The 13,530-nt window shown below is 73.5% G+C and carries 6 protein-coding genes and 2 pseudogenes; 6 read left to right on the top strand and 2 right to left on the bottom strand.

All coding sequences use genetic code 11. From position 1 onward, the window contains the following. Together ACFYXS_RS01790 and ACFYXS_RS01785 are read right to left on the bottom strand one after the other, a co-directional pair. A pseudogene (locus ACFYXS_RS01790) lies at positions 1–1,678 on the bottom strand (NADH-ubiquinone oxidoreductase-F iron-sulfur binding region domain-containing protein). After that, complete coding sequence (locus tag ACFYXS_RS01785; RefSeq protein ID WP_389242684.1) at positions 1,675–2,808, bottom strand: cytochrome b/b6 domain-containing protein; 1,134 nt, start codon at positions 2,806–2,808, stop codon at positions 1,675–1,677. The pseudogene ACFYXS_RS01790 and the gene ACFYXS_RS01785 overlap by 4 nt, the downstream one beginning before the upstream one ends. A 369-nt stretch (positions 2,809–3,177) precedes the next feature. Here ACFYXS_RS01785 and ACFYXS_RS01780 point away from each other — a divergent pair, with 369 nt between their 5' ends. The 6 genes and pseudogenes from ACFYXS_RS01780 (at position 3,178) to ACFYXS_RS01755 (ending at position 13,522) form a co-directional block, all read left to right on the top strand. After that, positions 3,178–5,142: a protease pro-enzyme activation domain-containing protein gene (locus tag ACFYXS_RS01780; protein WP_389242682.1), complete on the top strand. Its 1,965-nt coding sequence runs from the start codon at positions 3,178–3,180 to the stop codon at positions 5,140–5,142. A 263-nt stretch (positions 5,143–5,405) separates the two neighbouring features. Further along, positions 5,406–8,261: a leucine--tRNA ligase gene (gene leuS / locus ACFYXS_RS01775; protein ID WP_389242680.1), complete on the top strand. Its 2,856-nt coding sequence runs from the start codon at positions 5,406–5,408 to the stop codon at positions 8,259–8,261. Positions 8,262–8,431: 170 nt separating this feature from the next. Next, positions 8,432–9,040, top strand: coding sequence for a hypothetical protein (locus ACFYXS_RS01770; protein ID WP_389242678.1), 609 nt, complete (start codon positions 8,432–8,434; stop codon positions 9,038–9,040). A gap of 105 nt (positions 9,041–9,145) precedes the next feature. Then, entirely contained in the window at positions 9,146–9,991 is an 846-nt protein-coding gene (locus ACFYXS_RS01765; protein WP_389242676.1) for a DegV family protein, read from the top strand. Positions 9,992–10,101: 110 nt separating this feature from the next. Then, positions 10,102–11,034: a helix-hairpin-helix domain-containing protein gene (locus ACFYXS_RS01760; protein WP_389242674.1), complete on the top strand. Its 933-nt coding sequence runs from the start codon at positions 10,102–10,104 to the stop codon at positions 11,032–11,034. A gap of 101 nt (positions 11,035–11,135) precedes the next feature. After that, positions 11,136–13,522, top strand: a pseudogene (locus ACFYXS_RS01755) (ComEC/Rec2 family competence protein). Positions 13,523–13,530 lie beyond the last annotated feature (8 nt).

Genomic DNA, 13,530 nt, shown 5'->3' with positions numbered 1-13,530 from the left:
TCACGCGAAGGGCCCGATACCTCTGGTATCGGGCCCTTCCGCGTGACCGGACCGCCCCGGCCCGGCGGCCGCCACCGCCGGGCCGGGCGGACGCTCAGCGGCGCCCGCCCTCCTCCATCCGCAGGGCCAGCGCCGGGCAGCGGGCCACCGCGCGCTGGGCGGCGGCGTCCAGGTGCGGCGGGACGGGCGTGCCGGCGATGTCGGGGTAGCCGTCGCGGTCCAGCCGGACGATCTCGGGCAGTACGCCCGCGCACAGCCCGTGGCCCTTGCACAGCGTCCAGTCGACGACCAGCCGCTTGTTGCCGGCGGCCGTGGCCGTGTTGCCGCTCGCGGGGCCGCCGAGCAGCGGCGAGGGCTCGGACTTCAGCAGCGGGAGCACACCGACCGTGGGGCGGCCGCAGCCGCCGCCGAGGACGTGGGCCGCGAGGTCGTCGGTGAAGGCGTTGATGGTGGACATCACAAAGCGCATGGAGCCGTCGGGGTGCTTGCAGACCCCGCGCCCCTTGACGGCCACCGCGGTCTGCCGCAGCTGCTCCAGCGCGGCCTGCCCGCCGCCGTTGAGCACGTCCTGCAGCAGTCCGGCCATCCGGGGCAGGCCGAGGCGGCACGGCCCGCACTGCCCGGCGGTCTCGGCGGCCAGCCACTGCGCGACCCGCAGGGACTCGCCGAGCGGGCACAGGCCCGGGTCCAGCGGCAGCAGCGCGCCCGCGCCGAGCGTGGCCTTGTGGGCCTCCAGGGACTCGCGGGCGATGGTCACCATCGACGCGATGTTGGGGTCGATCCAGTTGCCGTGGTAGCCGCCCACGAGCACGCCCTGCCCCGGGTTCCCGCCGCACATCTGCAGGATGTACGACATGGGCACGCCGGTCGGGGTCTCCACGACCGTCTGCCGGGGCACCGAGCCCGACACGGTCAGCATGGCGGTGCCGGGCTCCCCGGGCGCGCCCGCGGAGCCGAAGCGGATGGCCCCCATGCGGGCGCCGACGGCGAGTTGGGTGAAGGTCTCGGTGTTGGAGAAGAGCGTCGGCATCCCGGCGATGCCCGATTCGCTCGCGCTGACCTTCTTGCCGGGCGGCAGCGGCAGACCGCCGTTGGCCGCCGAGATGATGCCCGAGGACTCGCCGGACACGAAGCGCTCCGGCATGCGCACGATGCGGGCCCGCAGCTGGCGGCCGCGCTTGGCGCCGAGGCCGCGTTCGGCCAGGGCGTCGCGCACGGACTGCTCGTTGGCGTCGCGGGTGACGCTGATCACCAGCTCGCGCGCGCCCAGGATCTCGGCGCACAGCAGGGCGCCGTCCAGCATCAGGTGCGGTGCGCGGCGCAGGATGACCGCGTCCTTGCGGCAGGCGGGCTCGCCCTCGCAGCCGTTGACCACGATCGCGGTGGGGCTGCCGCGCCGGCGGGCGGCCTCCCCGACGGCCTTGAGCTTCTTGTAGAAGGGGAAACCGGCGCCGCCGCGGCCGCGCAGGCCCATCAGCTCGGCCAGGTCCAGGAGTTCGCCCTCGGTCATGCTCGGCATGGAACCGTGCACGTTCAGATGGGTGACCCGGTCCAGTCGTTCCACCTCGTCGAACCCCGCGGTTATTCGGGGCAGCCCGACGGTACGGACGTCGGGCAGCACATCACCCGCCCCCGTACGAAGGGCGGGTGAGCGGTCCGGCATGGCGGGCAGGTTCATCGCTGTCCTTCATAAGGTCCGGGCATCGACTGCTGCCAGGAGATCGGCTGGAGCCGGTCGGCTCCCAGCGGATCGGTGTCCTGGACGCCGCCGGGCACTTCGGTCCCCCAAGGAGGGGTGCCGTCCCAGGCGCCGGGCTGGGGCTGTTGCTGGTACGGCTGTTGGGGCTGCTGAGAATACGGCGCCTGCGGGTCCGCGGGAACCTGCGGCAGTTGCATGGTGGCGCCCGCCGGGTCCATACCGAGGGTGCGGTCGGGGACCGGGGGAGGGGTGGGCGCGTACTGACCGGCGGTCGGGAAGCCCGGCAGCGGCGGCAGCGGATCGGTGTACGCGCTGGCCAGGGCCGGGCCGCCCTCCTCGCGGACGGCACGCCGGCGGCCGCCGGAACCGTTGCCGCGGGCCAGATTGCGGAAGGACGCGGAACGTTCCCGGGTCTCGGGGAAGACGGACTCGTCGCGGACCTTGCGCAGCCGGACCACCAGGGCGATGGCGACGCCGACCAGGCAGACCATGTAACAGATGATCACCCAGGGCTTGGCGGCCCGGCCGGACTCCAGCCCGTGGACGAGGGCGGCGCACCAGGAGGCGTACGCCATGCCGTGCAGGATGCGCCAGCGCACGGGGTGGCGTTTGGCGGCGAAGATGCTGCGCATCGCGCCCGTGGCGGCGGCGAGGATCATCAGGTAGGCGGCCAGCACGCCGAGCGATATGAGCCCGTCGCGGCCGGTGACGCCGAGGGGGAGGAAGGCGCCCGCGGTCGTGACGCGGACCTCGACGACCTTCGTCGTCACGTGCAGGATCAGGAAGCCGATGGCGGCGACCCCCAGGGCACGGTGGATGCCCTGGGTGACCAGCCGCTCGCGGGGGCCGAGGAAGACGGTGTCGGTGGACACCAGGCCCCAGATGACGGTGCAGCTGAGCGACACGAGGGTGAGGACACCGGCGCCGAAGTCCAGGAACGCCCGCAGGGCGGGGCCCGCGGTGAAGGCCAGGACGAGCAGAGCGGCGGCGATACCGGCGGTCGCCCAGACACGCGGCGACCGTGCGGTGCGGAGAGCCCCGGACAGTGTGGCGCTCGCCGGGAGCGGGGGGTTCCGGCGACTGTCGGAGGACTGACGGTTGGTGCGCATGCGCTGACGCTAACCCGGTCGGGTACCCACTTCGATCGTCTTTCGACAACCCGGGATGCGGATCATTACGAACTGCTAACGTCGGTTTGTTCGGCCGCCGTTCGGTAAGGATGTTCGGCCGCCCCGCACCCGGATTTCTCCGGGTCCTCCCGGTTCGCGCCGACTGTGTCCTGTCTCCGGCTCCATATGTCCGCATTCCGGACCTTGACGCCTCCCCAATTGCCTTCTCGTGAAGCTTCCTTGGTCCCTTCTTGGTGAACGCATGTCCCTGACATGAGCCGTTCACCGCGAGAGTGGCCTGGCGGTTCACGTGCGTGGCCGGTGCCGGCACGCCGAAGTCCGTCAGAACTTCACACAGCAGGGGGTTACATGAGCTCCACCCGCTCCAGAAAGCGGGCCGGCCTGGCCCTGGCAGCGGCGCTGCCGCTGGTCGCCGGTGCGCTGGCGATGGGCATACCCACGGCCCAGGCCGACGCCTCCCACGGGCGTCACACCCTCGCCGGCAGCAAGCCGGTCTGGGCGACGGCCAAGTCCGACAAGGGCGCCACTTCTGACGCGAACAAGGTCACCCTCCGGGTGTACCTGGCCGGCCGTGACGCCAAGGGCCTCGCGGCCTACGCCCAGGCGGTGTCCGACCCGGCGTCCGCCTCGTACGGCAGGTTCCTCTCCGCCGCCCAGGCCAAGGCCCGCTTCGGCGCGACCCAGCAGCAGGTCTCCGAGACCACCGCGTGGCTGGAGTCCTCCGGCCTGAAGGTCACCGGCGCCAATGAGCACTATCTGACGGTCACCGGCGACGTCTCCGCCGCCGAGAAGGCCTTCGGCACCCAGCTGCACAACTACACCAAGGGCTCGAAGACCTACCGCGCCCCGGTCGGCACCGCCTCGGTCCCCGCCGCCCTCAGCGGCGCGGTCCTCACGGTCACCGGTCTCGACAACTCCCCGCGGCGCGCCCAGCACCAGGACACGCTCCCGCCGCCCGGAGCCGTCTTCAAGAACGCTGGCCCCTTCTCCACGTACTACGGGTCGAACACCGACAAGCACCTGCCGGTCGCCTACGGCACGCACGCCCCCTACGCCATCAAGGGCTACACGGGCAAGCAGCTGCGCGCCGCCTACGGAGCGGGCTCGTACAACGGCAAGGGCGTCACCGTCGCCATCACCGACGCGTTCGCCTCGCCGACGATCGCCGCCGACGCCAAGAAGTACGCGGCGCGCAACGGCGACGCGTCCTACAAGGGCGGCCAGTTCTCCCAGGTCCTGCCGGCCGACTACCGCTTCACCGGCCCGGACGAGTGCGACGCGTCCGGCTGGTACGGCGAGGAGACCCTGGACGTCGAGGCGGTGCACGCGGTCGCCCCGGCGGCCGACATCACCTACGTCGGTGCCTCCTCCTGCACGGACGACGACCTGCTCGACGCGCTCGGCAAGATCGTCGACCACCGGCTCGCCGACATCGTCTCCAACTCGTGGGGCGACATCGAGACCAACGAGACCCCGGACATCGCCGCCGCGTACGACCAGATCTTCCAGATCGGCGCGGTCGAGGGCATCGGCTTCTACTTCTCCTCCGGCGACGCGGGCGACAACGTCGCGGCGCACGGCGCGAAGCAGGTCGACACCCCGTCCAACTCCCCCTGGGTCACCTCCGTCGGCGGCACCGCGCTCGCCGTCGGCAAGGGCGACAAGTACCAGTGGGAGACCGGCTGGGGCACGCTGAAGGCGACGCTGGCCGCCGACGGCTCCAGCTGGAACGCCTTCCCCGGCGCCTACACCTCCGGTGCGGGCGGCGGCACGAGCAAGCTCTACGCGCAGCCCTTCTACCAGCGCGGCGTCGTTCCCAACTCGCTCGCCCTGGCCAACGGCGGCACGGTCAAGCAGCGCGTCGAGCCGGACATCTCGGCCGTCGCCGACCCGAACACCGGCTTCCTGGTCGGCCAGACCCAGGCGTTCCCCGACGGGTCCCTCCAGTACAGCGAGTACCGGATCGGCGGCACCTCGCTCGCCGCGCCGGTGATCGCGGGCGTCCAGGCGCTGGCGCAGCAGGCCCGGCACGGTGTGCCGATCGGCTTCGCCAACCCGCTGATCTACGACCGCTACGGCACCGGGGCGTACCACGACGTCACCGACCACCCGCTGGGCCGCGGCCAGGACCTCGCGGTGGTCCGCGTGGACTTCGCCAACGGCGTCGACGCGGCGGACGGCCTGCTCACCTCGCTCCGCAGCCTCGGCAAGGACAGCTCGCTGTCCGCGGTCGTCGGCTACGACGACGTGACCGGCGTCGGCACCCCGGCGCGCGGCTACGTCGACTCGTACAAGCCGGGCCACCGCCGCTGAGCGGTCCCGCACCGCACGGCCGGGCACAGCACGGCGCAGCACGGCAGGGCCCGCACCGGGGGGAACCTCGGTGCGGGCCCTTCCGCCTCTGCGGTAACCTGACCTCATGCATGCCGTACGCCTTCTGCTTAGCAAGCCGCGCTGACCAGGAACGATGTCAGTGCGGCGCCCCTCCTGTGCGAGGGGCTTTTTCGTTTCCGCAGGCAGAGACCCCGTACGGCCGGGCCGCAGGCCGTCATGACAGCGATGGAGTACGAAGGACGATGAGCGAGACCACCCCTGCCGCAGAGGCCGCCGCGCCCCACCGCTACACGGCCGCGCTGGCCGCCGACATCGAGAGCCGCTGGCAGGACTTCTGGGACGAGAACCAGACCTTCGCCGCGCCCAACCCCACCGGTGACCTGGCCGGGAACGGCGAGCTGGCCAAGCCCAAGAAGTTCATCATGGACATGTTCCCGTACCCCTCGGGCGCGGGACTGCACGTGGGCCACCCGCTGGGCTACATCGCCACCGACGTCTTCGCCCGCTTCCAGCGCATGACCGGCCACAACGTCCTGCACACCCTGGGCTTCGACGCCTTCGGCCTGCCCGCCGAGCAGCACGCCGTGGCGACCGGCGAGCACCCCCGGGTGACCACCGAGGCCGCGATGAACAACATGCGGTCGCAGCTGCGCCGGCTGGGTCTGGGCCACGACAAGCGCCGGTCGTTCGCGACGATCGACCCGGACTACTACCGCTGGACCCAGTGGATCTTCCTGCAGATCTTCAACTCCTGGTACGACGAGGAGGCCGACCGCGCCCGCCCGATCGCCGAGCTGATCGAGCAGTTCGAGAAGGGCGACCGTGCCACGCCCGATCGGCGCGACTGGGCCGAGCTGAGCCCCGCCGAGCGCGACGCCGTCCTGGGCGAGTACCGCCTGGCCTACGCGTCGGAGTCGCCGGTCAACTGGTGCCCCGGCCTGGGCACCGTGCTGGCCAACGAGGAGGTCACCTCCGACGGCCGCTCCGAGCGCGGCAACTTCCCCGTCTTCAAGGCCAAGCTGCGCCAGTGGATGATGCGCATCACCGCGTACGCGGACCGCCTGCTGGCCGACCTAGACGCGCTGGACTGGCCCGAGGCGATCAAGCTGCAGCAGCGCAACTGGATCGGCCGCTCCGAGGGCGCCAAGGTCGACTTCGCCGTCGAGGGCCACGCGACCACCCCGATCACCGTCTTCACCACCCGGCCCGACACCCTGTTCGGCGCCACCTACATGGTGCTGGCCCCCGAGCACCCGCTGGTCGACACCCTGGTGCCGGCCGCGTGGCCGGAGGGCACCAAGGACGCCTGGACCGGCGGCGCGGACACCCCGGCGAAGGCCGTCGCGGAGTACCGCAGGCAGGCCCAGTCCAAGTCGGACGTGGAGCGGCAGACCGAGGGCAAGAACAAGACGGGCGTCTTCAGCGGCGCCTACGCGGTGAACCCGCTGACCGGCGCCCGCATCCCGGTCTTCGTCGCCGACTACGTCCTGATGGGCTACGGCACCGGCGCGATCATGGCCGTCCCCGGCCAGGACGAGCGCGACTGGGAGTTCGCCACCGTCTTCGACCTGCCCATCGTCCGCACCGTCCGGCCCCCGGAGGGCTGGGAGGGCGAGGCGTTCACCGGCCAGGGCCCGGCGATCAACTCCGCCAACGCGGAGATCGACCTGAACGGCCTGGAGGTCACCGAGGCCAAGCGCACGGTCATCGACCACCTGGAGCAGCGCGGCATCGGCCAGGGCACCGTCAACTACCGCCTGCGCGACTGGCTGTTCAGCCGTCAGCGCTACTGGGGCGAGCCCTTCCCGATCGTCTACGACGAGGACGGCGTCGCCCACGCCCTGCCCGACTCGATGCTGCCGCTGGAACTGCCCGAGGTCGAGGACTACTCCCCGCGCACCTTCGAGCCGGACGACGCCGACACCGTGCCGGAGACCCCGCTGTCCCGCAACCAGGAATGGGTCGACGTCGACCTGGACCTGGGCGACGGCCGGGGCGTGCGCCGCTACCGCCGCGAGACCAACACCATGCCCAACTGGGCGGGTTCCTGCTGGTACGAGCTGCGCTACCTGGACCCGCACAACGACCGGCAACTGGTCGATCCCGAGATCGAGCAGTACTGGATGGGTCCGCGGGAGGGGCAGCCGCACGGCGGCGTCGACCTGTACGTCGGCGGCGCCGAGCACGCGGTGCTGCACCTGCTGTACGCGCGCTTCTGGTCCAAGGTGCTGTTCGACCTGGGCCACGTCTCGTCCGTGGAGCCGTTCCACAAGCTGTTCAACCAGGGCATGATCCAGGCGTACGTCTACCGTGACAGCCGCGGCTTCCCGGTCCCGGCCGCCGAGGTCGAGGAGAGGGCCGGCGACTACTGGTTCGGCGACGAGCAGGTCACGCGCGAGCTGGGCAAGATGGGCAAGTCCCTGAAGAACGCCGTCACCCCGGACGAGATCGCCGCCGAGTACGGCGCCGACACCCTGCGCCTGTACGAGATGGCGATGGGCCCGCTGGACGTCTCCCGCCCGTGGGACACCCGCGCCGTCGTCGGTCAGTACCGGCTGCTGCAGCGGCTGTGGCGCAACGTCGTGGACGAGGCGACGGGCGAGGTCACGGTGACCGACGCCGAGCCCGACGAGGACACCCTGCGGGCCCTGCACAAGGCGATCGACGGCGTCCGCCAGGACCTGGAGGGCCTGCGCTTCAACACCGCCATCGCCAAGATCACCGAGCTGAACAACCACCTGACCAAGGCGGGCGGCGCCCTGCCGCGCCCGGTCGCCGAGCCCCTGGTGCTGCTGATCGCGCCGCTGGCCCCGCACATCGCCGAGGAGCTGTGGCGGCGGCTGGGGCACGAGCAGTCCCTGGCGCACGAGGACCTGCCGGTCGCCGACCCGGCCTACGTGGTGGACGAGACCGTCACCTGCGTCGTCCAGGTCAAGGGCAAGATCAAGGCCCGCCTGGAGGTCCCGCCGGCGATCTCCGACGCCGACCTGGAGGCCCAGGCCCTGGCCGACCCGGCGGTCGTCGCGGCCCTGGACGGGGCGGCCGTGCGCAAGGTGATCGTCCGGGCGCCGAAGCTGGTCAACATCGTCACTGGCTGAGGTACCGGTCCGGATCCCGGGCATCCCCGGATCCCAAGATCTCGGATCCCGGGTTCCCCGGATCTCAGGGGCGGATGAGGGTTTCCCCGGAACCCTCGTCCGCCCCCGGCCGTTTACGGTGGGCATACCGCCGATCGAGCAGATCGGGCCGACCGGGCAGAGGAGCCGCCGTGGATGTCGCCGTCGCCCTGATCCTGCTGATCTTCGCGTCCTTCGTCGCGCTCGGCATCGTGGCCACGGTCAGGACGGCCCGGGCGGTACGGCGCGGTGTGGAGCGCACGAGCGTCGAGGCCCGGCGCGTCGTGGAGGAGACCGGTCTCAAGGCGCGCCGCTACACCCAGCCCGGCCCCGCCGGGAAGCTCGCCGAACTGCGCCTCGCGCTGCGCACCTCGGTGGGCAGCACTCGGGAGGCCCTGGAGTCCCGGGCCGCGGACGACTCCGGGCTCAGCGAGGCCGTGGCGCTGTTCCGGCGGCTGAGCGGACACGCCACGGAGCTCGACGCCGAGCTGAAACTGCTGGAGCGCGAGCCCGACCGCGCCCGGATCGCCGCGCGCCTGGGCGAACTGGAGGAGCGCACCCGCCGCATCACCCACTCCGCCGACTCGCTGCGCTGGGCCGCCCAGGACCGCGCCCGGCGCTTCGCCGACGACGACCTCGCGACGCTGGGCCGCGACATCGACCTGGAGGCCGGCGCCCTGCGGCACTGGGCCCCCGCGAGCCTGCCCGAGCCGGGCCCCGGGGCGTCCTCGTCCGCGGAGCGTCCGCCGAAGGCGCTGTGAGCGCGGGCCGGGCGGGCGGGGCGCCGTCCACCGGGGTCCGCACCCGCGTTCACCTCAGCGGGGCCGTACTGTTGCCGGGCCTTCGGCGCGGGTAACCTCCCGCACATGTCGTCCCATGTCGCTATCGTCACCGATTCCACGGCCTACCTGCCGCAGGAGGCCCTGACCCGGCACCGGATCACCGTGGTCCCACTGGCGGTGGTCATCGGCGACGAAGCGCTGGAAGAGGGTACCGAGGTGTCGGCCCCCGCCGTGGCCCGCGCCCTGCTGCGCCGCAAGCCCGTCACCACGTCGCGGCCCAGCCCCGAGGAGTTCGCCGCCGCCTATCGCGCGGCGGCCGAGGCCGGCGCCACCGAGATCGTCTCCCTGCATCTGTCCGCCGAGTTCTCCGGGACGTACGACGCCGCCCGGCTGGCGGCGGGGAGCGCGCCGGTGCCGGTGCGGGTGGTGGACACCGCGATGGTCGCCATGGCCCTGGGCTTCCCCGTCCTCAGCGCCGCCGAGGCCGCGGAGTCGGGCGGCAGCTCGGACGAGATCGTCGCCGCGGCGGAGAAGCGGGCGTCGGACACCTCCGCGTACTTCTACGTCGACACCCTGGACTACCTGCGGCGGGGCGGGCGTATCGGCGCCGCCCAGGCACTGCTGGGTTCGGCGCTCGCGGTCAAGCCGCTGCTGCAGCTGGACGAGGGCCGGATCCAGCTCATGGAGAAGGTGCGGACGGCGTCCAAGGCGCTCACCCGCCTGGAGGAGATCGTCGTCGAGCGGGCGGGTTCGCGGCCCGTCGACATCGCCGTGCACCATCTCGCCGCCGCCGACCGGGCCTCCGGTCTCGCGGAGCGCCTGCGCACCCGGGTCCCCGCCCTGCGCACCCTCGTCCTCAGCGAGGTCGGCGCGGTGATCGGGGCCCACACGGGTCCGGGGCTGCTGGGGGCCGTGGTCTCGCCGTTGTGAAGGGGCGCGAGCCACACCTCCGGGTGACGGAGTTATCCACAACGGTCTGGTTGTCCACAGGAATTGAGCAAGATCATCTCTGAGTCGGCGCGGCGCCTACCGTCGCGGACATGGGACCGATCACCGCAACCAGCCGCCGCCACCGGCACGTTCACGCCGACTCCGTCCGCGACCGTGCCCGCTCACTCTTCGACCCGCCGCCCGGGCACCCGCCGGCCGTACTGAACGGGCCCGCGTCGCGGCGCGGTTCCGCGGACGCGGACACCGACACGGACGTTGACGTGGCGGTGCGCGGGGGCGTGGCCGACGGGCCGCGCGGGGCGGCTGCCCGGCACGGGCCGCCGGGAGTGGCGGCTCGGCGCGGCGCGATCTGGCGGCTCGCCGTGACCGAGCGACTGCCCACGTGGTTCTCCCTGCGCTGCGGAATGGAGCCGAAGGCGGCGGTCGCGCTCGCCATGGTGCTGGTCGTCGCGATCGGGTTCGCGGTGCACCACTTCTGGACGGGCAGACCGCGGACCGTCGCGGTGCCCCCGGCCGTCTCCACGCTCCCCGCGGCCGTACCCGCCCCCGTGTCCACCGGCCCGCGCACGCCGCATCCCGAGCCGGGCCCCCAGGCGGCCCTGGTCGTGGACGTCGCGGGCAAGGTGCGGCGCCCGGGCCTGCGGCGGCTGCCGACCGGTGCACGGGTCGCGGACGCGCTGGAGGCGGCCGGGGGAGCGCTGCCCGGCGCGGACACCAGCGCCCTGAACCTCGCCCGCAGGCTGGCCGACGGTGAGCAGATCGTCGTCGGCCGTGCCGCCGCGCCCGGCCTGCCCGCCCCCGCGGCACCGGGCGCCGCGCCCGTTCCGCCCGCCGCCGTGAGCCTGAACGCCGCCACCGCCGAGCAGTTGGACGCCCTCCCCGGTGTGGGCCCGGTGCTGGCGCGGCACATCATCGAGTACCGCGCGAAGCACGGCGGCTTCACCACCGTCGACCAGCTCCGCGACGTGAACGGCATCGGGGACCGCCGGTTCGCCGACCTCAAGCCCCTGGTCACGCCGTGAGCACCCGCCGTCCCGCGGTGCACGCGGACGCGGCCTCGCCCCGGGGCGCGTCCCATCCGCGGCAAGAGGGTCCGGCGGACCTGCGGTTGCTGGTGCCGGCCCTGGCCGCGTGGCTCGCCGCGGGCGTCGCGCTCACCGCGCCCGGGCAGGTGGTGACCGGGCTCTGCGCCGCCGGCGCCCTGATGGGCACGGGCATGCTCGTGGCACCCCGCCTCCTGGCGCGGAGCCTGCCGGTGGCGACGGTCACGGTCACGGCGGTCGCCACCGCGCTGCTCTGCGCCACGGCCTCCGCCGCAGTGGCGGCCCTGCACGCCGCCGACCTCCACCGGGGTCCCCTGCCCGGCCTGGCCGCCCAGCACGCCCACGCCCGCGTCGAGATCACCGTGACCGCCGACGCCCGCACGATCCGCCCCCATGTGCGCGGCGCGGCCCGGGCCCCCGCCGCCGTGCTGCTCGAAGCCGAGGCGGTACGCGTCACCGCGCGCGGCACGACGACGGCCGTGCGCACGCCGGTCCTGCTCATCGCCCGGCAACCGGTCGCGCCCTGGCTGTCGTTGCTCCCCTCGACACGGCTCGCCGTGGAAGCCCGGCTGGCCCCGCCGGGCGACCCGGGCGACCGCGTCGCCGCCGTGCTGTCCGTGCGCGGCCCACCGCGTGCCGTCGGGCCGCCGTCGGCCGTCCAGCGCTTCGCCGGCGGGTTGCGCGCCGGACTGCGCACCGCCTCCGAGAACCTCGCGCCGGACGCCCGCGCCCTGCTGCCCGGGCTCGTGGTGGGCGACACCACGCGGATCGGCCCGGAACTCCACGACGCCTTCGAGGCCACCGACCTGACCCACCTCACCGCCGTGAGCGGGTCGAATCTCTCCGTGGTCCTGTTCCTCCTCATCGGGCCGCCCGGCATCGCGCTGCGCGCCGAACGCCGGGGTCTGGCCCCGCGACTGGCGCTCCCGCTGCATGCCACAGCGGTGCTCGGCGGCCTGCTCACCATCGCCTTCGTCGTGGTCTGCCGTCCGGACCCCAGCGTGCTGCGCGCGGCGGTCTGCGGTCTGATCACCCTGCTGGCCATCGGCACCGGGCGTCGCCGCTCACTGCTGCCGGCCCTGTGCGCGGCCGTCCTGCTGCTGCTCCTCCACGATCCCTGGCTCGCCCGCTCGGGTACGGCTTCGCCCTCTCCGTGCTGGCCACCGGAGCCCTGCTGACCCTCGCCCCGCGGTGGAGCGAGGCCCTGTGCCGGCGACGGGTCCCGCCCCGGCTCGCCGAGATCCTGGCGGCATCCGCCGCCGCCCAGGCCGTCTGCGCGCCGCTGATCGCCGTGCTCGCCGCCCACGTCAGCCTCGTCGCCGTGCCGTGCAACCTGCTGGCCGAACTCGCGGTCGGTCCCGCCACTGTCCTCGGATTCGCCGCGCTCGCCGCCGCGCTGCCTGCCATGACCGTGGCCAAGGCGCTCGCCTGGCTGGCCGGTCTGCCCGCCGGCTGGATCGCCGCCGTCGCCCGGCATGGCGCCGCCGTGCCCGGTGCCACGGTGGACTGGCCCGGCACATGGGCGGGCGCCTTCCTGCTCGCGATGGTCGTGGCGGCCGTCGTCGCCGCGGGCCGCCGTCTGCTGCGCCGGCCCTGGCTGTGCGCGGCGGCCGTGCTGCTGATCGTGCTGACCGTCGTCCGGCCCGTCCCGTTGCCCCGGGCCGTGACGGGATGGCCGCCACCCGACTGGCGCCTGGTCGTCTGCGACGTCGGTCAGGGCGACGCCTTGGTGCTCTCCGCCGGCGGGCGGGGCACCGCGGTGGTCGTCGACACCGGCCCCGAACCCCGGCTGGTCGACCGGTGCCTGCGGTCGCTGGGCATCCGGGCCGTACCCCTCCTCGTCCTGACCCACTTCCACGCCGACCACGTCGACGGCCTTCCCGGCGTGCTGCGCGAACGGGCCGTCGGCGCCATCGAGACGACCACCCTCGACGAGCCCGCGGACCAGGCGGCCTTCGTCCGTGCCCAGGCGGCCGCGGCCCGCGTCCCCGTGATCCGCGCCGTCGCGGGCGAGCACCGCCGCCTCGGACCGCTGGACTGGCGCGTCCTGTGGCCCCCTTCCGGCCCCTCGGGCCTCCCCGTCACCGACGACGCCAATCCCAACGACGCCAGCGTCACCCTCCTCGTGCGCACCGCCGGGCTCACCGTGCTCCTGCTCGGCGACCTCGAACCCGACGCCCAGCGCGCGCTGCTCACCGCCGTGCCCGGCCTGGGCCGCATCGACGTGCTGAAGGTCGCCCACCACGGCTCGGCCTACCAGGCCCCCGCCCTTCTGGCCCGCCTCCGCCCCCGGCTCGCTCTCATCAGCTGCGGCAGCGACAACCCGTACGGCCACCCCTCACCCCGGACGATCAGCGCCCTCCGCGCCCAGGGCACCACCGTCCTGCGCACCGACACCGACGGCCCCATCGCTGTCCTCGGCGACACCGGCCACCTCCGCGCCGCCCCCATGGGGCATTCACCGTGACCGACGCG

This window comes from Streptomyces sp. NPDC002574 (assembly GCF_042889545.1).
Lineage (GTDB): Bacteria > Actinomycetota > Actinomycetes > Streptomycetales > Streptomycetaceae > Actinacidiphila.
The sequence above is the reverse complement of the archived record's forward strand: the minus strand, read 5'-3'. Positions and strand labels throughout refer to the sequence as shown.